This window comes from Haloplanus salinarum, assembly GCF_024498175.1.
Classification (GTDB): domain Archaea; phylum Halobacteriota; class Halobacteria; order Halobacteriales; family Haloferacaceae; genus Haloplanus; species Haloplanus salinarum.
Map to the genome: position 1 here is coordinate 921,958 of NZ_CP101823.1, position 22,978 is coordinate 944,935.

A 22,978-nucleotide genomic window follows, 5' to 3' on the forward strand; every position below is an offset into this window, starting at 1 on the left:
GACGCGGGACCCGACGGCGAGGGGTCCATCTCACGGCCCGCCGACGAGCGGCCCCCCTACGTCGAGAGCACGATCATCATGACGACCGTCCGGGTGATCGCCCCCTTCGTTCTCACCCTCGGCGTGTTCGTGATGTTCCACGGCGCGAGCTCCGCGGGCGGCGGGTTCCAGGGCGGCGTCATCGCCGCGACGACCGTCGTCATGCTCGGGTTCGCGTTCGGTATCGAACCCATCGCCGCGCACCTGCGGAACGAACAGCTCGCCCTCCTCGTCCTCTCCGGGGTCGGAACCTTCCTCCTCATCGGCCTGGGGGGCTATCTCGTCGGCGGCAACTTCCTCCAGGTCTCCGGATACGAGACGTTGTTCCACCATGGCAGCAAATACAGCATCGAACTCGTCGAAGTCGGCATCGGCGTCGTGGTGTCGGGCGTCATCACCGGCCTCTTCTTCCTGCTGGGGACCGGGGTCGACGTCGACGACGACGCCGGCTCGGAGGGGGATCGGTAGATGATCGAACTCCTCACGACGAAGTACACCTACCTCGTCGTGGTGGCGCTGCTCGGCATCGGCGCGTACGTCATGATCGAGAGCGACAACTTCGTGAAGAAGATCATCGGGATGAACGTCTTCCAGACCGGCATCTTCGTCTTCTTCATCTCGGCGGGCTTCCACACCGAGGGCCGTTCCCCGGTGGTCCAGAGCGGCGGCGGTGGCGGCCCCTTCGTCTCGCCGCTGCCGCACGTGCTCATCCTGACCGCCATCGTCGTCGGGGTGAGCCTGACGGCCGTCGCGCTCGGCCTCGTCGTCCGCATCTACGAGAGCTACGGCACGATCAACGAGCGCACGCTGGAGGAGGTGCGCACGGATGAGTGACGCCTACCTCCCCCTCCTGGTCGCCCTCCCGCTGTTGGGGGCGCTGCTCGCCGTCGCGGCCGGACTGGGCTCCGAGCGGGGACCGGCGGTCGTCGCGCCGGTCGTCCTCGCCGCCCAGACGGGGCTCGCGGGGTGGCTCGGCTCCCGGGCCATCCTCGACGGTCCGCTCTCGGTGGGGGTCGGCGGCTTCGTCGCCCCCTACGGCATCGAACTCGTCGTCGACGGCCTGTCGGCCGCGGTGGTCGTCCTCGTCGCCGTCGTCTCCCTCGCGGCCCTCGCGTTCGTCACGGAGGACGACCCCGGCGGGACGGCCTTCTACGCCGAGTACCTCCTCCTCGTCGCCGGTCTCTCGGGGATGGCCGTCACCGGCGACGTGTTCAACCTCTACGTCTTCCTCGAGATTACGGGGCTGGCGACCTACGCGCTGGTCGCGAGCGCCGGGACCGGTCGCTCGGCCGTGTCGGCGCTCAAGTACCTCCTCTTCGGCACCGTCGCCGCTTCGCTGTACCTGCTCGGGGTCGGCTACGCACTGGTGGCGACGGGGACGCTCAACATGGCCGACCTCGCGACCGAGCTGGCGGCGGCCGGCTACGACTCGCCGCTCGTGCTCGCCTCCTTCGGGTTCATCGTCGTCGGCCTCGCGACCAAGACGGCGCTGTTCCCGCTGCACACCTGGCAGCCCGACGCCTACGCCGACGCCCCGGACAGCGTGAGCGCGCTCATCGCCGCGCTCGTCTCGACGGTGGCGGCCTACGCGCTCCTCCGGCTGGTCTACACCGTCTACACCCCGGCTTTCTTCGAGGCCGTCCCGGTCGCCCGCGACGCCCTGATCGTCTTCGCGGCGGTCAGCATCGTCGTCGGGAGCGTCCTCGCGGTGACCCAATCCGAGGTCAAGCGGATGCTCGCCTACTCGTCGGTGTCGCAGTACGGCCTGGTCGTCGTCGGCGTCGCCATCGGCACGCCGGCGGCGGTCTTCGGCGCCGTCGTCCACCTGCTCGGTCACGCGATCATGAAGGGTGGGCTGTTCGTCGCCGCGGGCACCGTCGCCGACGTGACCGGCGCCCGGACCGTCGACGAGTACGCCGGCCTCGCCGACCGGTTCCCGGTTCTCGGCGGGGCGAGCGCCGTACTCATGCTCGCGATGGTCGGCGTCCCGCCGGCCGTCGGCTTCGCGGGCAAGTGGTACATCGCGCTCGGCGCCGTCCGGGCGGGCACCTGGCCCGTCGCCGTCGTCATCTTCGCGTCGACGCTCCTGACGCTCGCGTACTTCGCCCTGCTGGTCGAGCGGATGTTCGTCGCGCCGGCCTCCGAGAGCGTCCTGGCCGCGACCGACGGTGGCCGTGACGGCGACGCCGAGGGCGACGCACTCGGCCCCTCGCCCCCGCCGACCGCCCGCCCCAGTCGCCGGGCGCTCGCGCTCGTCGTCGGCGCCGCCGTCGTCGCCGTCGTTCTCGGCCTCGTCGTCACCGACCTCGGGACCGCGCTGGAACCGACCATCGACACGCTCCTCTCGCCATGACCGACATCGCCTCACTCAGACCGGCTCTGGCCGTCGCCGTCGCGGCGGTGGCCGTGGTACCGATCCTCGCCTCCGCCCGTCGACCGAACCTCCGCGAGGGGTGGACCGTGCTCGCGGCCGTGGGATCGTTCGCCCTCGTCGCCAGCATGCTCCCCGGCGCCCTCGACGGGACGGTCTACGTGGCCGACCTCGGGACGCTCGTCGCCGGCGTGGAGTTCTCCCTGCAGGCCGACCCGCTGGGACTGCTCTTTGCGACCGTCGCCAGCCTGCTCTGGTTGGTGACCAGTTTCTACAGCATCGGCTACATGCGCGGGCTGGACGAGGGCGATCAGACGCGCTACTTCGCGGCCTTCGCCGCGAGCGTCGCCGCCGCCCTCGGCGTCGCCTTCGCCGCCAACCTCGTCACCATCTTCGTCTTCTACGAACTCCTGACCGTCGCGACGTATCCGCTCGTCACCCACGACGAGACGCCCGAGGCGCGGGCCGCCGGCCGGAAGTACCTCGCGTACACCTTCGGCGGCGGCGTGGCCGTCCTCGCGGGGACGGTGCTGGTCGCGACGATGGCGGACACCACGGCCTTCGCCGCGGGCGGCATCGACGCCCTCGCGACCGCCGACCCCGTCCTCGCTCGGGCAGCCTTCGTCCTCCTGATCGGCGGCTTCGGCGTGAAGGCGGCGCTCATGCCGCTGCATTCGTGGCTCCCCGACGCGATGGTGGCGCCCACACCCGTCTCGGGGCTGCTCCACGCCGTCGCCGTCGTCAAGAGCGGCGTCTTCGGCATCGCGCGCGTCGTTCTCGACGTCTACGGCGTCGACCTCACCGGCGCGCTCGGGATGGGCCTGCCGCTCGCCGTCGTCGCCGCCGCGACGCTCACGCTCGCCAGCGTCATCGCGCTCCGCCAGGACAACCTCAAACGCCGGCTGGCGTTCTCGACGGTGAGTCAGCTCTCCTACATCGTCCTCGGCATCGCCATCCTCGATCCCACGTCGATCGTGGGCGGCCTCCTGCACATCCCCGCTCACGCGTTCATGAAGCTCACTCTCTTCTTCACCGCCGGCGCCATCCACGTCGAGACCCACACCGACGACATCAGCGACATGGCCGGCATCGGCAAGCGGATGCCCCTGACCATGCTCGCCTTCGGCGTCGCCGCCGCGGGTATGGCCGGCATCCCGCTGGTCGCCGGCTTCGTCAGCAAGTGGTACCTCCTGATCGGGAGCGTGAGCGCCGACCAGGCCGTCTTCGCCGTCGTCCTCCTGGTCTCGGGCGTCCTCAACATCGCGTACTTCTGGCCCGTGTTCTATCAGGCCTTCTTCGAGGCCGAGGACGAACACGACGCCAAGCCGCTCGTGGAGTTCCCCCTCGGCGGCGAGTCGCGGTCGATCCTCCCCGCGGAGCCGACGCCCGACTCCGGCGCCGTCACGGACGGCGGGCACGACGGGGCGGACGGGCACGACGACCACGGATACGACAAACACGACGAGCACGGACACGACGACGAACACGACGACGACCACGGCGGCCCGCCCGTCGGCGGGTGGGAACGCCGAGGCTGGGTCGGCGGCGAGAGCACGTGGTTCATGCTCGGGCCCATCCTCGCGGCGATGGTGGGTGCGGTTCTCATCGGCGTCGTCCCCGAGACGGCGGTGTTCCTGCGCCTCGTCGACGTCATCGTCGAGGGCGCCACCGGGGTGAGCGTCCTGTGACGGGACCGCTCACCGCGCTCCCGCCGGGGGTCGTCGTCCTCGCCGCGGCGCTCGCGACCGGTCTCGCCGGCGGACGACGCCGCCTCGCCCACCTGCTCGGCGGGGGGACGACCGCACTCGTGACGGTCTGGATCTGGCTGGTCCCCGAGGGGACGCACCTGACCGGGCGGCTCTTCGGCTTCGACGCCGTCTTCTTCAACGTCGATCCGTTCTCATGGGTCGTCGGCCTCGTCTTCGCCTTCATCGGGACCGTCGCCGTCGGTTACTCGTGGGCGACCGGTGCGGAGAGCAAGCAGACGGCCTACGCGCTCACCTACGTCGGGTCGAGCCTCGGCGCCGTCTTCGCCGGCGACTGGCTGACCCTGATCGTCTGGTGGGAGCTGATGGCGGTGACGAGTACGCTCCTCGTCTGGGACTACGGCGGGAAGGCCGTGCGCGCCGGCTTCCGGTACGCGCTCCTCCACGGCATCGGGGGGAGCCTCCTGCTGGCGGCCATCGTGTGGCACTACGCCGCCGTCGGATCCGTCCTCTTCAGCGCCGCCGACGGCATCGTCGGGACGGTGCCACAGGTGCTCGCCGCCCTCGGCATCGGCGTCAACGTCGGCTTTATCGGCCTGCACGCGTGGCTCCCCGACACCTACCCGAGACCCCACATCGCGGCGAGCGTCTTCCTCTGTGTCTACACCACCAAGACCGGCGTCTACGGCATGTACCGGGCGTTCCCCGAGGGCCACCTCTGGGTCGCCTACATGGGCGGTGCGATGGCCGTCTTCGGCGCGGCCGCGGCGCTCCTCCAGAACGACATGCGACGGCTGCTCTCCTATCACATCCAGTCGCAGGTGGGCTACATGGTCGCGGGCGTAGGCATCGGCGGCGCGCTGGCGCAGGCCGGCGCGTTCGGCCACGTGTTCAACCACATCCTCTACAAGAGCCTCCTCTTCATGACCGCTGGCGCCGTGATCTACCGGACCGGCGAGGAGAACCTGAAGTACCTCGGCGGACTGGCGCGGAAGATGCCCGTCACCGCCGCGGCTTTCACCGTCGCCGCGCTCTCCATCGCCGGCTTCCCCGGGTTCAACGGCTTCGTCAGCAAGGGGATCGTCATCTCCGCCAGCCACTACGAGTTCGTGAAGGGGCCCCTCGTCGTCGGCGACTTCTACACGCTCGAGTTGCTACTCCTCGTCGGGGGCGTCGGCACGTTCCTGTCGTTCATCAAGTTCGGCTACTACGCCTTCCTCCACGGGCCGTACGAGGGCGACCCCGTGACGCCGGCCCCGCGGGCACAGCAGGTCCCGATGCTGCTCGTCGCGACGCTGTGTGTGTTCTACGGCGTCTTCGACGGCGCGCTGTTCGGCCTGCTCCCGTTCGACGTGACCGACGGAAGCGTCGTCGGGCACGTCTACCACACGTACACCGTCCCTCACATCGTCGAGGGACTCGTCCTCGCCGCGGCGGGCGTCGTCGGCTTCGCGGTCCTGAAAAAGCCGCTGTCGAAGGTCGGTCGGGTGCCCGACGTGGACGCCGGGTACAACCCCCTCGTCTTCTACGGGACGCGGGCGCTGGTCCACGGGGTGACCGAGACGTACGCGGCCGTCGACCGGGCCGCCGTCGGCCTCGCCGACCGGGCCGCCGCCGTCCGCGCCGACCCCGCCCCGCTCTCCCGGTATCGCGCCGACATCGGCGGGAGCATCTTCATCCTCATGCTCGTCCTCGGCGGCGTCCTCGCGTGGCTGGGCATCGTCTGACCGGCCGACCCCCCGACTGAACCCTACATTTACGGTGCGAGACACGGGACGGTACCACACGACCGATGAGGGGGTACCTATCCGCAGCGAACGGGGAGAAAGACGGGAGGCGGATTCCGCTCGATTCGCCGACGGAGCTGTATCGCGAACCCGAGGAGCACAACCGCGTGGTCGCGGAGAGCGAGGGCCGGGTCCGGCCGCTCGGCGTCGCCGACGCGACGGTGTCGCGCAAGAAGGACGGACGGGCGCCGGTCCGTCTCACGCCGCGGTCGGAGTTCGTGGAGATCAGAAACGACGGCAACACCAACGGCGTCACCGTCTCGACCGGCGGCGACGAGTTCGAGGTCGAGGAGGGGTTCGTCGAGACGGTGGCCCGGGACGCGACCATCTCGCTCGGCTACCGGACGACGCTCCGACTCACCGTCGAGCGCGAGGCGAGCGTCGAGCAGAACGTCGTCCACCAGGGCGACGGGGACGTCGTCGTGGGCGATCAGAAAAACGTCGACCGGAGCACCACCGTCGGCGACGACAACGTGATCAACCGGTCGTCGATCGGCGAGTCGTCCAGCGCTGAGGACGGGAGTGGCGGATCCGGTTCCGCGCCGGCGGCCGGCCGGGATTCTCGCGGCGCCGGCCCCGACACCGCCGCCGATCCCGCCCCGGGATCGCGGGGGCCGTCGTCGCCGACCTACTGCACGGACTGCGGGACGAAACTCGTCGACGGCACCTGTCCCGAGTGTGCGGCGGGCGGGACGACCGACACGAAGCAGTTCTGTGAGCGACACGAACGGACCTACACCGGCGACGCCTGTCCGGAGTGCCGGCAGTCACCGTGACGGATGACGGGCCACACCGCCGCCGGGACCGACGTGGGGCGGACACGCGACCACAACGAGGACGACTACCTCGTGACCACGTACGGGGACCGGACGCTCCTCGCCGTCGCGGACGGGATGGGCGGCCACCGCGCGGGCGACGTCGCCAGCGAGACGGCGCTCGACGCGTTCGAGAACGCGCTCGCGGGCCGCCTCGGCGGGAGCAGTGACGACCTCGCTGCGTCGCTCCGTGGGGCGGTCGAGGCGGCCAACGACCGCGTCCGCGAGCGAGCACGGGCCGAGGGTCGCGAGGGCATGGGGACGACGCTCGTCGCCGCCCTCGTCCACGACGACGAGGCGACCGTCGTCAACGTGGGCGACAGCCGCGCCTACCACGTCGACGGGTCGGCTATCGACCGGATCACGGTCGATCAGTCCCTCGTCCAGTCGCTGGTCGATGAGGGAGTCGTCGACCCGGACGAGGCCGCCGATCACCCCCAGCGACACGTCCTCTCGCAGGCGCTCGGGACGAACGATGACGTCGACCCGGACGTGTACGAACGACCGGTGACGGGCACTCTGCTGCTCTGCTCGGACGGGTTGACCGAGGAGGTCCCCGAGCCGTCGATCCGTGAGGTCGTCGTCGACGACTCCCCCGACGACGCCGTCGACCGTCTCGTCGACGCCGCCAACGACAACGGCGGGAGCGACAACGTCACCGTCGTCCTCCACCGGCCGTAGACCGCCGGGACCGGATTCACAAAGCATTTTACCTCCGGTAATTATATCTCATTACACGATGAGCGAGTTCCCCGACTACCTCGACGTCGACTACGCCGACGGCGAGGGCGAGACGCCGGACGACTATCCGACGCTCGAAGACAAGATCGAGAAGGCGATCGATGTCACCCGGATCGGCCTCGAACAGTACGAAACCCCCGCGGTCATGTGGACCGGCGGCAAGGACTCGACGCTCACCCTCTATTTCATCAAGGAGGTCGCCGAGCAGTTCGGGCTGGAGACGCCGCCCGCGGTGTTCATCGACCACTACCAGCACTTCGACGCCATCCACGACTTCGTCGATCACTGGGCCGAGGAGTGGGACCTCGACGTCATCTACGCCCGCAACGAGGACGTGGGCGACTACGTCGAGGAACACGGCTTGGAGCCGGGCGACGACATCCCCGTCGCCGAGCTCTCGGAACACAACCAGCACCACATCCGGAACATCCTCGAGTACGAGGAGGACGACTTCCCGTTCCTGCTCGACACCTACGTCGGCAACCATCTCCTGAAGACCGTCGCGCTGAACGACGCGCTCGAGGAGTACGGCATCGACGGCGTCATCTCCGGCGTCCGCTGGGACGAACAGGAGGCCCGCGCCGACGAGACGTTCTTCAGCCCGCGTCACGACCCCGACATCTACCCGCCCCACGACCGCATCCAGCCGATCCTGCAGTTCGCGGAGCGCGACGTGTGGGACGCCTTCTGGAACTACGTCGTCCCCGACACCGTCGAGGACTTCCCGAACGAGGGTTACGTGCCCCAGAGCGCCGAGGACCTCCCGAACGGCCTCACGCAGGCCGACATCCCGGTCAGCCCCAAGTACTTCGCCGGCTTCCGCTCGCTCGGGAGCGAGGTCAGCACCGAGAAGTCCGACGAGGAGCCCGCCTGGCTCCAGGACATCGAGAACACGACCGAACGCGCCGGCCGCGCTCAGGACAAGGAGGACCTCATGGAGCGCCTCCGCGACCTGGGCTACATGTAGCGCGTATCGCCGTCCATAGCGGGGCGGGCCGTCTCCGCACGGCGTGGCCCGCTCGATAGGTACGATACGAGCTATCTCGGCCGACGAACCGCAGTTTCTAACCGCACTCCCCGTATAGCATCCCCAATGACCGAGCAGTGGGCGAGTCTCTTCTCCGGCGGCAAGGACTCCTCGTGGGCGCTGTATCGCGCGCTCGAGGACGGGCTGAACGTGACGCGACTGGTGACCGTCCACCCCGGCGAGGACTCCTACATGTACCACGTGCCGGCGACCGACCTCGCCGCACTCGCGGCCGAGAGCATCGGCATCGACCTGCTCGAAGTCGATCCGGGCGACCTCGGCGCCGCGGCCGCCACCGACGCGGGCGCGCAGGGCGACGCCGAACTCGAACCGCTGGAGGCGGCGCTCCGGGAGTTGGCCGAGCGGGAGGGGCTGTCGGGCGTCACCGCCGGCGCCGTCGAGAGCGAGTTCCAGACGAGTCGCATCGAGGCCATGTGTGAGCGGCTGGGGATCGACCTGTTCGCGCCGCTCTGGCAGCGGGATCCGGTCGCACTCGGCGAGGCGATGATCGACGCCGGCTTCGAGATACTGATCGTCCAAGTGGCCGCCGGCGGGCTGGACGAATCCTGGCTCGGTCGCCGCCTCGATGCCGACACCCTCGACGACCTCGTCGCGCTCGAAGCGTCACACGGCGTCCATCCCCTCGGTGAAGGCGGCGAGTTCGAGACGCTCGTGACCGACGGGCCACATATGGACCGACCGATCGAACTGTCGTGGGAGCCGGTGTGGGAGGGGACCCGCGGCCACGTGCGGATCACGGACGCTCGTCTCGGTCCCGGGGAACGTTGATAGCCTCGGGCGACGTATGGTGACCGATGTCCGTGCCCTCTCGGGGAGTGTCGCCCGTGGTGGGCGTCGCCCTCATGGTGGCGCTTGTCGTTTTGCTGGCGCTGGTCTTCGCGACGCTCGCGTTCGGGATCGACATGCCGAGCGACCCCCACCCACAGTACAGCTACCGGACCGCGTACGTCGCCGACGGCGAGGGGAACACGAACGACCGCCCGTTCGTGAACCTCACCCTCTCGGGTGGCCGTATCGAGGTCGGCGAGGACTTCTACATCGTCGACAGCGACGGCAACGAGGTCCGATGGGACGCCGTCTGGACCACGTCGGGGCCGCTGACAGCCGGCGACCACGCCCACATCGACGGCTACGGGAGCGACGACGCGCTCAACCGCGCCTGCGAGGGTGAGGTGTACCGCTTCGTCCACCGTCCCAACGCCGAGGAGAGCGCCGTCCTGGCCACGATCCGGATCGAGCGGCAGGCGGTCGGGTCCGCCGCCGACCACTGCTGACGGCCGGGAGTCAGTCCCCGTCCGCGCCGTTCGTCATCGTCGAGTGCGCGCCGATGAGCGCGTCGGCCAGGTCCAGGTTCTCGACCCGGGTCTCCTCGTCGATGATCGACCCGCGGACGTCGGCGTTGCGGATGGTCGCGTCGGGGAAGACGACGGTGCGTTCGAGCGTCGAGTCGACGACTTCCGCCCCCGCCATCACGTGGACGTCGCCGCGGAGCCGGGAGTCCTCGACGGACGCCGTCGGGTGGACGCGGTCGTCGCCGTCGAGGTGCCAGGCGACCGCGTCGAGGTAGCTCTCGGGGGTGCCGATGTCGAACCACGCGCCGTCGAAGGTGAAGGCGTGGACCGCCTGTCGGGCCTGCATCCACTGGATGAACCAGCCCGGTTCGTCGGGGTTCTCCCCTGCGTCCAGGTACTCCTCGAACAGCGGGAGGTCGTCGGCGGGGAAGGCATAGCAGGCGATGGAGACGAGCGTGCTCTTGGGGTCGTCGGGTTTCTCCTGGAAGTCGACGACGCGGTCGCCGTCGAGGTCGACCAACCCGTACGATCGAGCCCGTTCCTTCGATCCCACGTCGTAGGCCGCGAGTGCGGGCGTCTCCTTGGCCTCGAAGAAGTCGACGAACGCCGCGATATCGAAACTGATGAGATTGTCGCCGGCGACGACGATCAGGTCCTCCTCGACGCCCTCGCGGTCGATGAGTTGGGCGAGCGCGCCCACGACGCCGAACTTCTCGTCCTCGGCCGTCGTCTCCTCGACGGAGAGTGTCGGTTTCTCGAACTCGCTGTCGGCCAAGTAGGATTCGAAGTCGGCGGCGAAGCGCTCGTTGGTGCTGACGAACACCTCGGAGATGCGGTCGTCCGCCTCGAGGTCCGCAAAGACGGTGTCGATGACCGTCGACTCACCGACGGGCAGGAACATCTTCGGCCGATGCTTGGTGATCGGCCAGAGCCGCGTCGCGTAGCCGCCCGCCAGGACGATGGCCTTCATACGGGGTTCGACTGACTACAGTGGCAAGTTTGTTTTGTATCGTGGCGCCACGTCGCGGAAAGGGCTTTGCCGACCACGCGCGAACGGGGCGTATGGAGTCGACGACCCGCGAACGCATCGCGGCCGACCTCCGGGACGGGGCTGCGACGGCGAGCGACCTCTCGGCCCGCCACGGCACCGCCCGGTCGACCGTCTACGACCACCTGCGACACGTCTCCCGGTCGCTCCCCGACGACGAGCGGTTGCTCGTCTCCCCGCCGACCTGCCGGGACTGTGGCTTCGACGGCTTCGACGACCGGATCAACCACCCCTCGAACTGCCCGGAGTGCCGCAGCGAGAGCGTCGACGAACCCGCCTTCCGGATCGACCGTAGCGGTTGACCCCCCCTTCGCACGGCCGATCGCACGCGGTCCCCGCGACCGCTCGTGCGACGAATTTCACGCGGTACTATCGGTGAGGTGGCAGGCGCTCTCGCGGAGCGGCCCGAACGTCTCGTACAGTTCGTCGGCGGCGTCGCCGGCCCGGCCGGCGAGGAGGGCGTCGACCGCCGCCCCGACCGCCCGCTCGGCGTCCGAATCCGAGAGTGGTTCGGGCAGACGGAAGGCCGTCCGCACCGCGAGGCGGTCGATGCCGCCCTCCCGGTCGGCCCCCTCGCCACACCGCTCGCGCACCCGCTCGGTCACCGCCTCGGCCGGCTCGTCGACGAGCGTCGCCACCCACACCCGGAACTCCTTGATCGCCTGCCACTCCGCCGCCGCCAGGTCCGTGTCGGTCGGCACGAGTTCGGGCCGTTCCCGGCGACAGACCGTCGGGAAGGCCTCGGCAAGTCGGTCGGCGGCCGTCCCGACGTCGCCGTCGACGATCCGGTCGAGCGCTTCCGACACGGCCGCCTCGGCGTCCGGATCGGACAGTTCCGCGGGGACGTCGAACTCCTCGCGGACCGCGGCCCGGACCGCCGCCGGGTCGGCCCTCGCGGGGTCGTCGTCCGCGGCGGCGTACCTCCGGACCGCCTCGACGTCGATGGCCGCCGACTCGGCGCGGAGCCGGAGGTTCAGCACCGCCCGCCAGGCAGCGTCGGTGAGGTCGTACGCCTCGTCGGGGATGACCTCGGGACAGCGGGTGTGGAACCGACACCCCGGCGGCGGATCCGAGGGGCTCGGCACGTCGCCGCTGAGGCCCGTCCCCCGGTCTCGTTGCCGCGGGTCGGCGACCGGCGTCGACGCCAGCAGCGCCCGGGTGTAGGGATGTTGGGGGTCCTCGAACAGCGCCTCGGTCGGCGCCGTCTCGACGATTTCGCCGAGATACATCACGGCCACGCGGTCGCACACCTCGCGGACGACGCCCATGTCGTGGCTGATGACGAGGATGGCGAGGCCGAAGGCCGCCTGTAACTCCTCGATCAGGTCGAGGATGTCCGCCTGCACGCTCACGTCGAGCGCGCTCACGGGTTCGTCGGCGACGATCAGGTCGGGGTTGATGACCAAGGCCCGCGCCAGGCCGATCCGCTGTTTCTGCCCGCCCGAGAACTCGTGGGGGTAGCGGTCCATGTCGGCGGCGTCGAGCCCGACGCGTTCGAGCAGGTCGGCGACGATCCGCCGGCGCCGCTCCCGGTCGCGCATCCCGTGGACCCGGAGGGGTTCGGCCACCGACTCCCCGATGCTCATCCGCGGGTCGAAACTCGACGTCGGGTCCTGAAACACCATCTGGGCGCGGCGCCGGAACCGCTTGAGCGCCGCGTCGTCGAACGCGGTCACGTCCTCGCCGTCGAAGACGACGTGGCCGTCCGTCGGCTCCTCCAGTCGGAGCGCCGCCGTCGCCGCCGTCGACTTCCCACAGCCGGACTCGCCGACCAGTCCCAGCGTCTCGCCGCGGTCGACGGTGAAGCTCACGCCGTCGACGGCGCGGACCCGCCCGACCTCGTTCCGGAGCACGCCCTCCGTGATGGGGTAATGTTTGGTCAACCCCTCGACGTCGAGCAGCGGGCGGGTCATCGGTCTTCCTCCCCGTCGGCGCTGGTATCGGTGTCGTCGCGCTCCTCCCCGAAGGGCTCGGCGTGGATCGTCCGGTCGGTCGGCGGGGTGCCGACCGCGCCCGGACCGGGGCCGTCGGCGTCCGCGGGTTCGTCGTCCCCGGACGCGGGAGACCCCCGATCCCGAACCACCGACGGGTCGCCGCCGGGTTCGTAGTGGACACACGAGACGACGTGGTCGTCGTCGCCGTCGACCGCGCAGTCGGGGGGCTGTTCACCCTCCCGGCAGGCGTCGACGGCGTACTCGCATCGCGGGTGGAACCGACACCCCGCGGGCGGGTCGATCGGCGACGGGAGGCGGCCACCGATCGAGGCGGCGCCGTCGCCACGCCCCGGCAGGCAGTCGAGGAGCGCGCGGGTGTAGGGATGCGAGGGTCGCTCGAACACGTCGAAGACGCCGCCGCGTTCCATCACCTTGCCGGCGTACATGACGACCACGCGGTCGGCCACCTCGGCCACGACGCCGAGGTCGTGGGTGATCAGCAGGACGCTCATGTCGAACTCCGTCTGCAGGTCGTCGAGCAGGGAGAGGATCTGGTTCTGGATCGTCACGTCGAGGGCGGTCGTCGGCTCGTCGGCGATCAGCAGGTCGGGGTTCGTCGCCAGCGCCATCGCGATGGCGACCCGCTGTTTCATGCCGCCGGAGAACTCGTGGGGGTAGTCCTCGAACCGTCGGGTCGCCTCGGGGATGCCGACCCGATCCAGGAGGTCGACCGCCCGCTCGCGGGCGGCCTCCCGCGTGACGTCCTCGTGAAGCTGGATCGCTTCGACGATCTGCCAGCCCACCGTGTAGACCGGGTTGAGCGCGCCCTGCGGGTTCTGGAACACGTGGGCGATGCGGTCGCCGCGGAGCGAACGGAGCGTCTCGTCGTCGAGGGTCGTGAGGTCCCGGCCGTCGAAGACGATCTCGCCGCCCGCGATCTCGCCGGGCGGCGTCCGGAGCAGGCGCGTGATCGACTCGCCGGTGACCGTCTTCCCGCTCCCCGACTCGCCGACGATGCAGACGGTCTCGCCGCGCCCGACGTCGAAGCTCACGCCGTCGACGGCGCGGACGAGGCCGTCGTCGGTGTGGAAGACGGTGCGCAGATCGCGGATCGAGAGCAGTGGTTCGCCGGTCATCTATGTCTCCTGTCGCGGGTCGAGCGCGTCGCGCAGCGCGTCGCCCATGAAGTTGAACGCGAGGATGGTGGTAAAGAGGAACACCCCGGGGAACGTCGACACCCACCAAGCAGAGGAGAGGTCGCCCCGCCCGGTGGCGATCACCTGGCCCCACGAGGGGACGGTGGGGTCGCCCAGCGAGAGGAAGGAGAGCGACGCCTCGAAGAGGATGAACCCGGGGATCAGCAGCGTCGCCGCGGTGATGACGCTGTTCGAGACGTTGGGGACGAGGTGGCGCCGGATGACATAGAGCGTTCCCGCGCCGGCGCTCCGGGCGGCCGTGATGTACTCCTCCTCGGCCCGCTGGAGGGCCTCGGAACGGACCAGCCGCGCGATGGATCCCCAGCCCGTCAGCCCGAAGATGACGATGAACATGAACAGGCTCCCGCCGAAGAGGTAGGTGAGCAGGAGATAGAGGAAGAAGGCGGGGAAGACGAGTTGCACGTCGACGTAGCGCATCAGCAGTTCGTCGACCAGCCCGCCCCCGTAGGCCGCGACGGTGCCGACGGTCGTCCCGATGGTCACCACCAGGAGCGTGGAGATCAGCCCGACCTTCATGCTGACCTGCATCCCGTAGACGACGAGCACGAGGATGTCCTTGCCGTCGCCGGTCGTGCCGAGCGGGTGAGCCATCGTCCCCCGGCAACGCCCCTCGACGACGGGCCCGACGCAGTCGACCGGCACCGCGGCGTCGACGCTCGTGAAGACTGGCGGCTGGTAGGCCTGCTCGACCGCCAGTACCGGCTTCTCCAGGAAGAGCGGCCCGATCACGCCGATCAGGAAGACGACGACCAGATAGACGAGGCTCGCGATGGCCATGCGGTTCTTGCGGAACTCCCGCCAGTAGTAGGCGGTCAGCCGGCGGTTGTCGTAGAGCGGGACGACGACGTAGAGCAGGAGCGCAAGCAGCGTCGACACGAACAGCCAGTCGAGTTGCGTGACGTTCCACTCCACCGGGACGGTGATCGTGGCGCGGTCCGGTGGCAGGATCGCGTAGTCGTAGACGAAAGCACAGATCAGCCCGATGACGGTCGCGAGCGCCCACCGATCCCGCCGCGAGAGGGTGGAGAGCCGGCTCCCCGTCTCCTCCCAGTCGACCGATTCGAAGGTGTCGGGCTCCCCTGCCATCAGCGATCACCGTAATCGATCCGCGGGTCCAACACGGTGTAGGCCACGTCCTGGACGAGGTTGCCGACGACCGAGACGAACGTGAAGATGAGCGTCGTCCCGAGCACCAGCGACGTGTCCTGTGCGATGATCGCGTTGTACGACAGTTGGCCCAGTCCGGGGATGCCGAAGACCACCTCGACGAGATAGGAGGCCGCGAGGAAGATGCCGAGGATGTCGCCGACGAGGATGGTCATCAGCGGCACCGCCGCCGGCCGCAGGATGTGACGGGTGAGGATGCGGTAGCCGTCCGCGCCCTTCGATTTGGCCGTCTTGACGAACTCCGCTTCGACGTACTCCAGCGCCTCGGCCCGGGAGTAGCGCATCACGCCCGCGATGGTCCCCGTCACCAGGACGACGACCGGGAGGACGAGTTGGCGGACCATCCCGAGGCTGAAAAAGGGGATGTCGGAGTCGAACACGACCGGGAACCAGCCGAGTTGCACCCCGAAGATCAACAGGAGGATGATGCCGAACCAGAAGTTGGGGATGGCGTAGCCGAAGAAGGCGAAGAAGGTGGCGGCGTAGTCGGTTTTCGTGTACTGGTTGGTCGCCGAGTAGAGGCCGATCGAGAGCCCCAACAGGATCGAGAGGATCGTCGTCGGCACCGAGTAGATGGCCGTGTACGGCAGGGCCGCGACGATGGCGTCCGTGACGGGTTGCGAGCGACTCTCCGACCACCCCCAGTTGAGCGTCACCATGTTGATCATATACTCCCGGTACCGGACCCACGGGGATCGATCCAGGCCGCGCCGAGCCTCGAAGGCCTCTTCGGCCGCCTCCGCGGAGCCGCCGCTGGCGGCGGCCTGGAACTGCATCTGCTCGGCCGCCGGGTTCGGCGTGATGGCGAGCAACCCCCACGTGATCGAGAGGATGAGATAGGTCGCGACGACCGCCCACAACACCCGCCGGACCACGTACCAGCGCATGCTCACCGGTTCGGTCGCCCCCCGATCACGCGAAGTACCACGTCTGGGAGTCCCAGCCGGTGTTGAACTCCTCCCCGTACCCCCTGACGTCCTCGGCGTAGCCGGTCACGCTGGACGGCATGGCGAGGAAGCCGAAGGGCTGTTCCTCGCTGATGAGGCCGAACGCCTCGCCGAAGAGTTCGCGGCGTCGCTCCTCGTCCGTCGTCGCCGACGCCTCCTCGTACAGCGCCGAGATGTCCTCCTCCGGGTAGTAGCCGTAGTAGTTGATGCCGCCCCGCGGCTCGAAGAAGCCCTTGCTGGAGGCCGGCGTGAAGGGGTACGTGTTGAACTGGAGGTTGATGGACATATCCCACGGCTCGGCGCTGGTGGCCACGTCGCGGGGGCCGCCGTTGAACACGCCCGCGGTCCACTCGGGGTCGGTCCCCTCGGGGGCGGACGTCTGGACGTAGTTGCTCTGGAACGTCGACGACGAGACGGCCTCGGGTTGGACGTCGATACCGGCGTTCTCCCCGAACTCCTGGGCGACGAACTCCGCGATGGTCCCCTCCGTCGGCTGGCCGGAGTCGTAGTAGATGGAGAGGGTGACCTGTTCGCCGTCGCCGTCGACGAGGCGCTCGCCGTCGTAGGCGTATTCGGTGTCCGAAAGCGCCGATTCGAGCCGGGTGCGCGTCGCCTCCGGCCCGTATCGGTCGCCGACGCCGAACTCCTCGACCCGACTGTCGTCGTACCACTCCGACCACTTCGGCTGCATCGTCTGGGCCACGTCCGCGTACCCCCGGAGGACGTTCTGGACGACGCTCTCCTTGTTCACGGCGAAGCCGAGCGCCCGCCGGACCGCCTTCGAGCGGAACGGCTCCCACCCGTTGGCTCGCATGTTGTAGACGATCATGCGGAGGAACGGCTGGGACGTGACGTTGACGTCGACGTTCGGCAGGTTCTCGAAGCGGTTGGCCTTATCCGGCGGGATGCCCGACGAATCGACCTCTCCGGACTCCAGCGCGCCGAGACGCGTGCTCTCCTCGCTGATGACCCGAGTCGTCTGCTGGTCGAAGTACGGCGCCTCCGCGAACCGGTCCGGGACGTCCTCGGCCTCCCGGAGGTAGTAGTCCTCGTTGCGGGTGACGGTGTACCGTGCGGACCGTTCCCAGGAGTCGTACGTGTAGGGACCGAGGTTGCCGGTGTACGCGAGCGTGTTGAGTTCCTCGTCCTGCTGGAGCCCTTCGGCGTCCCGATCCTCGACGTACTTCTCGAGGATACCCCGGGGAATGCACTGCTGGCGCCACAGGATCGGTTTGAACGGCAGTGAGGGGTCGACCTCGAACAGCCGGATCTCGAAGGTGCGTTCGCCCGTCTGCTCGACGGGGATGGGCTCTCGCTCCCCCGACTCGGGGTTCGTCCGGAACCAGTCGTTGGCGTTGGGATACCCGCTCCAGTTGGGTCGGGCCTGGAAGACGTTCTCGATCATGTAGACCCAGTCGTCGGCGGTCATCTGCCCGTAGCCCGCCCCCCACTCCAGGTTGTCGCGGAGCTCGATCTCGTAGACCCGCCCGTCGTCGGTGGAGTAATCGCCCCAGAGGGGGAAGATCTCCCGGTTCGGTTTGATCGCCCAAATACCATCGAGCGTGGCGGTGACGAACGATCCGGAGGTGGCGTCGGCGATGGTCAGCCAGTTGAGCGACTGCGCGTCGACGCTCGACGCGGAGACGTAGGTCCCGCCGACGCTTCGCGAGGCGCTCCCCGTGGTCGTCCCGTCGTCGCCATCGCCGTTCCCCGAACAACCAGCGAGCCCGACGGCGCCCGCCGCCCCGAGCAGTTTCAACACGTCGCGGCGTCCCCGACGGCCCCGACGCTCCGCCGTATCCGAAGTTCCTCGGCGGTCGTTACCAGACGGCATACCTGTTGGAAACGGCGGTGCGCACTAATACCCATCGGTCGGGAGAGAATCGCACGACCCCGCCGGTTACCCGTCGCCGTGGGCGTCGACGATGATGACCTCGCCGTCCTCGACGGTGACGTTGATCAGCGTCTTGACGCTGTAGCCCGCGTCGTCCAGGTCGTTCGGCCCGGCCTTCTTGATCACCGCGACGACGTCGATCACCTCGGCGCCGATGTGTTCGAGGGCGTCGAGGATCGCCTTCATCGTCCCGCCCGTCGAGAGCACGTCGTCGAGGACGAGGACCCGGTCGCCCGCCTCCACGTCGTTGATGTACATCTCGCTCTCCGAGTAGCCGGTCTGGGCCGACAGCGACACCTCGCCGTCGAGGCCGTACTGCCGTTTCCGGATCACGACCAGCGGGATGTCGGTCATCAGCGAGACGGCGGTCGAGATGTGGATGCCCATCGCCGCCGGGGTGACGATCTTGTCGATGTCCTCCAGGTCGGCCTTCCGGATGATCTTGATGACGATTTCGCGCAGGAGTTCGGGGCGGAGCATCGGAACGCCATCGCTGACGGGGTGGACGAAATACTCGTAGTCCCCTTTTTCGATGATCGGCGCGTCGAGAAGCGACTGCCGCAACTGGTCCATGCCGACCGTATCGAACGTCGAGAATAAAAGCTGGCGGTTCCGGGAGCGACCGTCACCGTCGTCGACAGGTCGCGCGCTCCTGTGGGGGAGAATCGCCGCGATGCGGCGGGAGCGGCCCGCCGATCACTCCGAGATGAACTCGTTGTCGCGCCAGTTGACGCCGTTTTTCTCGGCCTGGGACTGGCTGGGGTTCTCGACGACTTCGACCGAGGCGGGACGCTTCTCGCCCTCCACGATGCGTGTCGCCTTGAGTTCGTCCTCCTCCTCGACGATAGCCGTCAGCGTCCCCTTCTCGGACATGCGGGCGATGTCCCGCAACACGAGGAACATGGGGTACTGGAGCGCGGTGTTCTGGAGCACCGTCTCGCGGTCACCCTTGAAGCAGGCGAACTCGACGAGTTCCGAAGGGATCTCCTCCTCCTCTTCCTGCCACGGGCCGCCCGCACGCGGCGGTTCCTCCTCGTAGACCCGCGTCTCGGTGACGCTGGCTTTGAGCTGGGCGGTCGGCGTGTACTTACTCAGGTTCTCGTCCTCGGCGACGGCCTTCAGGATGAGCGTGTTGTTTCGTCGAGTGAGCGTTACGTCCTCGATTTCGGGGGGTAGTTCCGGATCCCCCTCGAAGTAGTCCTGTACGTCTTCGAGTGGCAGTTCGAGCGTCGAATGGAGTCGATATACGCGGCCTGACATAGTTTGTTCTCGGCGAGGGTAGCGCCACTACGCCCGTCTACGGGGACGTAGGGCCCGTGTGCTTATATGACCTGCTGTTCCCGTTGCGCGGCGGACACGACGCCCCGTCACTCGCCGGCGAGGGTCGCCTCGAGTTCGCCCCGCTCGTCGAGTTCCGCGAGCACGTCGCTCCCGCCGACGAACTCCCCCTCGACGAAGGTCTGTGGCGTCGTCTCCCACCCGCTGTGGGATTCGAGGGCCTCGCGGAACTCCGGGAGCGCGGGCAACACGTCCACCGTCTCGAAGTCGTCGACGTACTGGTCGATCAGTTCGAGCGCCCGCTTGGAGTAGCCACACTGTGGCATCAGCCGGTTGCCCTTCATGAACAGCACCACGTCGTTCTCCTCGATGACCGTGTCGACACGCGACTGTACGTCCTCGGAGTCGAGGTCGCTCCCGGGTTGGAACGTCATATCGTTACGTACGGTGCCGCGGGTAAAAGGGGTTGCGCAAGCAGGCCTGACGCCGGTCGCACCGTTCGAAACCCCCGGGACACCCGACTGGACGCACACGTCTCGGGTGGCCCGCATGCCCGCTACTCCTCGGCGAGCGTCGCCCCCAGCCCCGTGTAGCCAGCCGGTGTCAGCGCCCGGAGTTCCTCGCGCACCGACTCGTCGACGTCCAAGTCGTCGAACAGCGCCCGGAAGTCCGCGAGCGTCACCCGCTCGCCCCGCGTGAGTTCCTTCACCCGCTCGTAGGCCTCGGTGTCGCCCTCGCGACGGAGGATCGTCTGGACCGCCTCGCCGATGATTTCGGGAGTCGCCTCCAGTTCCTCCGCCATCACCCGCTCGTTCGGGACGACTTTCCGGAGACCGGTTTCGGTCTTGCGATACCCGATGAGACAGTGAGCGAGCGCCGCACCCACGTTGCGCTTGACCGTCGAGTCCGAGAGGTCCCGCTGGAGGCGGGAAGTGGTGACGTAGTCCGCGAGGAAGGTCAGGTCCGCGTTGGCCTTCGAGAGGTTGCCCTCGCTGTTCTCGAAGTCGATCGGGTTCACCTTGTGCGGCATCGTCGACGACCCCGTCTCGCCCGCGACGGCCTCCTGCCCGAGGTATCGGTCGGAGACGTAGAGCCAGGCGTCCCGATCCAGGTCGAGGAGGACGTTGTTGACGCCGCGGAGGGCGTCGAACAGCGCCGCGAGGTCGTCACAGGGGTTGACCTGCGTCGCCAGGGGCGTATGCTCCAGGCCGAGGTCCGTGACGAACTCCCGGGCGAACGCCCGCCAGTCCACGTCCGGATAGGCGGCGACGTGGGCGGCGTAGGCGCCCGAGGCACCGGCGAGCTTGCCCGAGAGGTCGGCGGCGGCCCCCCGTACCCGTCCCATCGCCCGGCCGAGGCGGGCGGCGTACACCGCCATCTCCTTGCCGAAGGTGGTCGGCGTCGCAGGCTGGCCGTGGGTCCGGGCGAGCATCGGCGTCTCGGCGTACTCCCGAGCCATCGCCGTCAACTCCTCGCGCACGTCCGACAGGGCCGTGAGGAGGACGGACTCGATGGCCGGTTTCACCAACAGACGGTGTGCGAGGTTGTTCACGTCCTCGCTGGTCAGGCCGAAGTGGATCCAGGGGTGGAGCGACTCGTCGGTGCGGGTCCGGAGGAAGTACTCCACGGCCTTGACGTCGTGATTGGTCGCGGCGTAGCCCTCGGCGCCTTCGGTCTCCAGGCGCTTGATTAGCCGCGCGTCCGCGGCGTCGAACGACTCGTAACAGTCCCGGAGGGCCGCCCGGTCGTCGACGGTCAGCGGCGTCGCGTCGAGGTCGGCGAGCGCGAGCAGGTATTCGACTTCCACGCGCACTCGTGCCCGCATGAGCGCTGACTCGCTCGCGTACGGGACGAGGGGTTCGGTGTACCCCGCGTAGCGCCCGTCGAGCGGCGAGACGGCCGCGAGCGGGTCGCTCCGTGGCAGATCGGTCATGCTCGGGACTGTCCGTGGGCGACGCAAAAGCGTACCGGTCCCCCGCCCGAGGAGTCGCAACTGTTTTTCCCACGCGCGGGCCTCCCTCGACTATGCTCCGAATCGCGGGTCTCGCGGGTAATCGCGGACGCAACCTGATGCACATCGCGGATCTGTCCCCGGGCGGCGCCGAGTTGGCGGTCGTCTGTACGGACGACGGGTCGGCACCGGTCCTGTCCTCGGCCGCCGACCGGGGGATTCCGACCGAGGTGGTCGAACGCGGCGACGACGAGTCGCGGGCGGACCACGAGTCGCGGCTCCGCGCCCGTCTCGACGACTACGAGGTCGACCTGGTCTGCATGGACGGCTACATGCGCGTCCTCTCGGCGGACCTGCTCGACGACCTGCCGACGACGCTCAACGTACACCCGTCGCTCCTCCCCGCCTTCCGCGGCGAGGACGCCCACGAACAGGCGCTCGCGGCGGGGGTCCGCACGACCGGCTGTACCGTCCACGTCGCCACCGAGGAGCTCGACGCCGGCCCCATCGTCACTCAGGAGGCAGTGCCGGTCCACGAGGGCGACGACGCCGAGACGCTGAAACGGCGGGTCCTCCACGAGGCGGAGTTCAAGGCCTATCCCCGCGCAGTCGAGTGGTTCGCCGAGGACCGTATCACCGTCGACGACGACGGCGTCACCGTCGAGGGGGACGAGGCGGGGCAGTTCCCGGCCCGCCGTGTCGTTTCCGACGACCGGCGACGGACGTTGCGCTACGGCGAGAACCCTCATCAGGACGCCGCCCTCTACGCCGACGTCGCGAGCGACGAGGCGAGCGTCGTCCACGCCGCGCAGTTGAACGAGGGCGCCAAGGCGCTGTCGTACAACAACTACAACGACGCCGACGCCGCCCTCGATCTGATCCGGGAGTTCGACGAGCCCGCGGCCGCGGTCATCAAACACACCAACCCGGCGGGGTGTGCGACCGCCGACTCGCTCGCGACGGCCTACGAGGACGCCCTCGCGACCGACGCCATGAGCGCCTTCGGCGGCATCGTCGCTCTCAACCGCCCCTGTGACGCCGCCACCGCCGACGCCATCGTCGAGTCGTTCAAGGAAGTCGTCGTCGCGCCCGGCTACACCGACGGCGCCCTCGACGTCCTGAGCGAGAAGGAGGACCTCCGGGTGCTCGACGTCGGATCGCTCGGTGACCGGACGACCACGCTGTCGGAGAAGCCCCTGACCGGCGGGCGTCTGGTCCAGGAGCGCGACGACTGGGCACCGACCCGCGCGGACCTGGAGGTGGTCACCGAGCGCGACCCGACGGACGACGAAATCGAGACCATGCTCTTCGCGTGGCGGACCCTCAAACACGTCAAGTCGAACGCGATTCTCTTCGCCGCGGGAACCGAGACGGTGGGCATCGGCATGGGGCAGGTCAGCCGGGTCGACGCCGTGCGGCTGGCGGCGATGAAGGCCGACGAACACGCCGAGGGGAAGGACGCTGCGGGCGCGGTGATGGCCTCCGATGCCTTCTTCCCGTTCCCCGACGGCCTCGAGGAGGCCGCCGAAGCGGGAGTCGAGGCCGTCATCCAGCCCGGCGGGTCCGTCAACGACGACGACGTCGTCGCAGCCGCCGACGAACACGACATGGCGATGGCGTTCACCGGAAAGCGGTGCTTCAGGCACGACTGAAAGGACTGGCTGAAGCTCGTGGCAGGAACGAAGTGAGTGACGCGGTGTTTCGGCCACGACCGACGGGTGCCCCACGCTCGGCGCGCGAACG

General features: G+C 68.9%; 21 protein-coding genes and 1 pseudogene. 12 read left to right on the plus strand and 10 right to left on the minus strand.

Going from position 1 to position 22,978, the window contains the following annotated elements; translation table 11 throughout:
- The first annotated feature begins 78 nt into the window (after positions 1 to 78).
- The 10 genes from NO364_RS04900 to NO364_RS04945 all read left to right on the plus strand — a co-directional run bounded on the left by NO364_RS04900 (position 79) and on the right by NO364_RS04945 (position 9,781).
- Positions 79 to 507 (plus strand): MnhB domain-containing protein, encoded by a 429-nt coding sequence (locus tag NO364_RS04900; protein ID WP_394352069.1) that lies wholly within the window; start codon positions 79 to 81, stop codon positions 505 to 507.
- Entirely contained in the window at positions 508 to 873 is a 366-nt protein-coding gene (locus NO364_RS04905) for a cation:proton antiporter subunit C (RefSeq protein WP_157688309.1), read from the plus strand.
- Complete coding sequence (locus NO364_RS04910) at positions 866 to 2,392, plus strand: proton-conducting transporter transmembrane domain-containing protein (protein ID WP_157688310.1); 1,527 nt, start codon at positions 866 to 868, stop codon at positions 2,390 to 2,392. Before NO364_RS04905 ends, NO364_RS04910 begins: the two co-directional genes overlap by 8 nt.
- A complete protein-coding gene (locus NO364_RS04915; RefSeq protein WP_157688311.1) occupies positions 2,389 to 4,098 on the plus strand; it encodes a proton-conducting transporter transmembrane domain-containing protein in 1,710 nt (569 codons plus the stop codon). The genes NO364_RS04910 and NO364_RS04915 overlap by 4 nt, the downstream gene beginning before the upstream one ends.
- Positions 4,095 to 5,843 (plus strand): Na(+)/H(+) antiporter subunit D, encoded by a 1,749-nt coding sequence (locus NO364_RS04920; RefSeq protein WP_157688312.1) that lies wholly within the window; start codon positions 4,095 to 4,097, stop codon positions 5,841 to 5,843. Before NO364_RS04915 ends, NO364_RS04920 begins: the two co-directional genes overlap by 4 nt.
- Before the next feature lie 65 nt (positions 5,844 to 5,908).
- Positions 5,909 to 6,679, plus strand: coding sequence for a hypothetical protein (locus NO364_RS04925; protein WP_257628685.1), 771 nt, complete (start codon positions 5,909 to 5,911; stop codon positions 6,677 to 6,679).
- A gap of 3 nt (positions 6,680 to 6,682) precedes the next feature.
- Complete coding sequence (locus tag NO364_RS04930) at positions 6,683 to 7,399, plus strand: Stp1/IreP family PP2C-type Ser/Thr phosphatase (RefSeq protein ID WP_157688314.1); 717 nt, start codon at positions 6,683 to 6,685, stop codon at positions 7,397 to 7,399.
- Positions 7,400 to 7,457: 58 nt separating this feature from the next.
- Positions 7,458 to 8,426, plus strand: a complete 969-nt coding sequence (locus NO364_RS04935; RefSeq protein ID WP_157688315.1) for a phosphoadenosine phosphosulfate reductase family protein — start codon at positions 7,458 to 7,460, stop codon at positions 8,424 to 8,426.
- 126 nt (positions 8,427 to 8,552) lie between these two features.
- Positions 8,553 to 9,275, plus strand: coding sequence for a diphthine--ammonia ligase (locus tag NO364_RS04940; protein WP_257628686.1), 723 nt, complete (start codon positions 8,553 to 8,555; stop codon positions 9,273 to 9,275).
- 26 nt (positions 9,276 to 9,301) lie between these two features.
- Positions 9,302 to 9,781: a type IV pilin domain-containing protein gene (locus NO364_RS04945; RefSeq protein WP_157688317.1), complete on the plus strand. Its 480-nt coding sequence runs from the start codon at positions 9,302 to 9,304 to the stop codon at positions 9,779 to 9,781.
- A 10-nt stretch (positions 9,782 to 9,791) separates the two neighbouring features.
- Here NO364_RS04945 and NO364_RS04950 read toward each other — a convergent pair whose 3' ends face one another.
- Positions 9,792 to 10,769 carry a nucleotidyltransferase family protein gene (locus NO364_RS04950; protein ID WP_157688318.1) on the minus strand — a complete coding sequence of 326 codons (978 nt, stop codon included), beginning with the start codon at positions 10,767 to 10,769 and terminating at the stop codon, positions 9,792 to 9,794.
- 92 nt (positions 10,770 to 10,861) lie between these two features.
- Here NO364_RS04950 and NO364_RS04955 point away from each other — a divergent pair, with 92 nt between their 5' ends.
- Positions 10,862 to 11,149: a transcriptional regulator gene (locus NO364_RS04955; protein ID WP_157688319.1), complete on the plus strand. Its 288-nt coding sequence runs from the start codon at positions 10,862 to 10,864 to the stop codon at positions 11,147 to 11,149.
- Positions 11,150 to 11,518: 369 nt separating this feature from the next.
- Here the strand turns inward: NO364_RS04955 and NO364_RS04960 are convergent.
- The 9 genes and pseudogenes from NO364_RS04960 to purB all read right to left on the minus strand — a co-directional run.
- Positions 11,519 to 12,760: pseudogene (locus NO364_RS04960) on the minus strand (ABC transporter ATP-binding protein); the annotation flags it as partial.
- On the minus strand, positions 12,757 to 13,917 hold the full coding sequence (locus NO364_RS04965) for an ABC transporter ATP-binding protein (RefSeq protein WP_257628687.1): 1,161 nt from the start codon (positions 13,915 to 13,917) through the stop codon (positions 12,757 to 12,759). The gene NO364_RS04965 and the pseudogene NO364_RS04960, both read right to left, overlap by 4 nt.
- On the minus strand, positions 13,918 to 15,084 hold the full coding sequence (locus NO364_RS04970; protein ID WP_257628688.1) for an ABC transporter permease: 1,167 nt from the start codon (positions 15,082 to 15,084) through the stop codon (positions 13,918 to 13,920). It abuts the gene before it with no gap.
- Entirely contained in the window at positions 15,084 to 16,052 is a 969-nt protein-coding gene (locus tag NO364_RS04975; RefSeq protein ID WP_157688322.1) for an ABC transporter permease, read from the minus strand. The genes NO364_RS04970 and NO364_RS04975 overlap by 1 nt, the downstream gene beginning before the upstream one ends.
- A 25-nt stretch (positions 16,053 to 16,077) precedes the next feature.
- Entirely contained in the window at positions 16,078 to 17,946 is a 1,869-nt protein-coding gene (locus NO364_RS04980) for an ABC transporter substrate-binding protein (protein WP_157688323.1), read from the minus strand.
- 66 nt (positions 17,947 to 18,012) lie between these two features.
- Positions 18,013 to 18,579, minus strand: a complete 567-nt coding sequence (gene hpt, locus NO364_RS04985; protein WP_257628689.1) for a hypoxanthine/guanine phosphoribosyltransferase — start codon at positions 18,577 to 18,579, stop codon at positions 18,013 to 18,015.
- 123 nt (positions 18,580 to 18,702) lie between these two features.
- Complete coding sequence (locus NO364_RS04990; RefSeq protein WP_157688325.1) at positions 18,703 to 19,266, minus strand: DUF7110 family protein; 564 nt, start codon at positions 19,264 to 19,266, stop codon at positions 18,703 to 18,705.
- Positions 19,267 to 19,373: 107 nt separating this feature from the next.
- A complete protein-coding gene (locus NO364_RS04995; RefSeq protein ID WP_157688326.1) occupies positions 19,374 to 19,718 on the minus strand; it encodes a glutaredoxin family protein in 345 nt (114 codons plus the stop codon).
- A 122-nt stretch (positions 19,719 to 19,840) separates the two neighbouring features.
- A complete protein-coding gene (gene purB, locus NO364_RS05000) occupies positions 19,841 to 21,217 on the minus strand; it encodes an adenylosuccinate lyase (protein ID WP_157688327.1) in 1,377 nt (458 codons plus the stop codon).
- 92 nt (positions 21,218 to 21,309) lie between these two features.
- Between purB and purH the strand changes: the two genes are divergently transcribed.
- On the plus strand, positions 21,310 to 22,887 hold the full coding sequence (gene purH, locus NO364_RS05005; protein ID WP_257628690.1) for a bifunctional phosphoribosylaminoimidazolecarboxamide formyltransferase/IMP cyclohydrolase: 1,578 nt from the start codon (positions 21,310 to 21,312) through the stop codon (positions 22,885 to 22,887).
- Positions 22,888 to 22,978 lie beyond the last annotated feature (91 nt).

Excerpts from the sequence above, each read along its gene's own strand:
- NO364_RS04900 (WP_394352069.1), top strand. The coding sequence starts at position 79 with ATGACGACCGTCCGGGTGATCGCCCCCTTCGTTCTCACCCTCGGCGTG.
- NO364_RS04905 (WP_157688309.1), top strand. The coding sequence starts at position 508 with ATGATCGAACTCCTCACGACGAAGTACACCTACCTCGTCGTGGTGGCG.
- NO364_RS04910 (WP_157688310.1), top strand. The coding sequence starts at position 866 with ATGAGTGACGCCTACCTCCCCCTCCTGGTCGCCCTCCCGCTGTTGGGG.
- NO364_RS04915 (WP_157688311.1), top strand. The coding sequence starts at position 2,389 with ATGACCGACATCGCCTCACTCAGACCGGCTCTGGCCGTCGCCGTCGCG.
- NO364_RS04925 (WP_257628685.1), top strand. The coding sequence starts at position 5,909 with ATGAGGGGGTACCTATCCGCAGCGAACGGGGAGAAAGACGGGAGGCGG.
- NO364_RS04930 (WP_157688314.1), top strand. The coding sequence starts at position 6,683 with ATGACGGGCCACACCGCCGCCGGGACCGACGTGGGGCGGACACGCGAC.
- NO364_RS04935 (WP_157688315.1), top strand. The coding sequence starts at position 7,458 with ATGAGCGAGTTCCCCGACTACCTCGACGTCGACTACGCCGACGGCGAG.
- NO364_RS04940 (WP_257628686.1), top strand. The coding sequence starts at position 8,553 with ATGACCGAGCAGTGGGCGAGTCTCTTCTCCGGCGGCAAGGACTCCTCG.
- NO364_RS04945 (WP_157688317.1), top strand. The coding sequence starts at position 9,302 with ATGTCCGTGCCCTCTCGGGGAGTGTCGCCCGTGGTGGGCGTCGCCCTC.
- NO364_RS04950 (WP_157688318.1), bottom strand. The coding sequence starts at position 10,769 with ATGAAGGCCATCGTCCTGGCGGGCGGCTACGCGACGCGGCTCTGGCCG.
- NO364_RS04955 (WP_157688319.1), top strand. The coding sequence starts at position 10,862 with ATGGAGTCGACGACCCGCGAACGCATCGCGGCCGACCTCCGGGACGGG.
- NO364_RS04965 (WP_257628687.1), bottom strand. The coding sequence starts at position 13,917 with ATGACCGGCGAACCACTGCTCTCGATCCGCGATCTGCGCACCGTCTTC.
- NO364_RS04970 (WP_257628688.1), bottom strand. The coding sequence starts at position 15,084 with ATGGCAGGGGAGCCCGACACCTTCGAATCGGTCGACTGGGAGGAGACG.
- NO364_RS04975 (WP_157688322.1), bottom strand. The coding sequence starts at position 16,052 with ATGCGCTGGTACGTGGTCCGGCGGGTGTTGTGGGCGGTCGTCGCGACC.
- NO364_RS04980 (WP_157688323.1), bottom strand. The coding sequence starts at position 17,946 with ATGCCGTCTGGTAACGACCGCCGAGGAACTTCGGATACGGCGGAGCGT.
- hpt (WP_257628689.1), bottom strand. The coding sequence starts at position 18,579 with ATGGACCAGTTGCGGCAGTCGCTTCTCGACGCGCCGATCATCGAAAAA.
- NO364_RS04990 (WP_157688325.1), bottom strand. The coding sequence starts at position 19,266 with ATGTCAGGCCGCGTATATCGACTCCATTCGACGCTCGAACTGCCACTC.
- NO364_RS04995 (WP_157688326.1), bottom strand. The coding sequence starts at position 19,718 with ATGACGTTCCAACCCGGGAGCGACCTCGACTCCGAGGACGTACAGTCG.
- purB (WP_157688327.1), bottom strand. The coding sequence starts at position 21,217 with ATGACCGATCTGCCACGGAGCGACCCGCTCGCGGCCGTCTCGCCGCTC.
- purH (WP_257628690.1), top strand. The coding sequence starts at position 21,310 with ATGCTCCGAATCGCGGGTCTCGCGGGTAATCGCGGACGCAACCTGATG.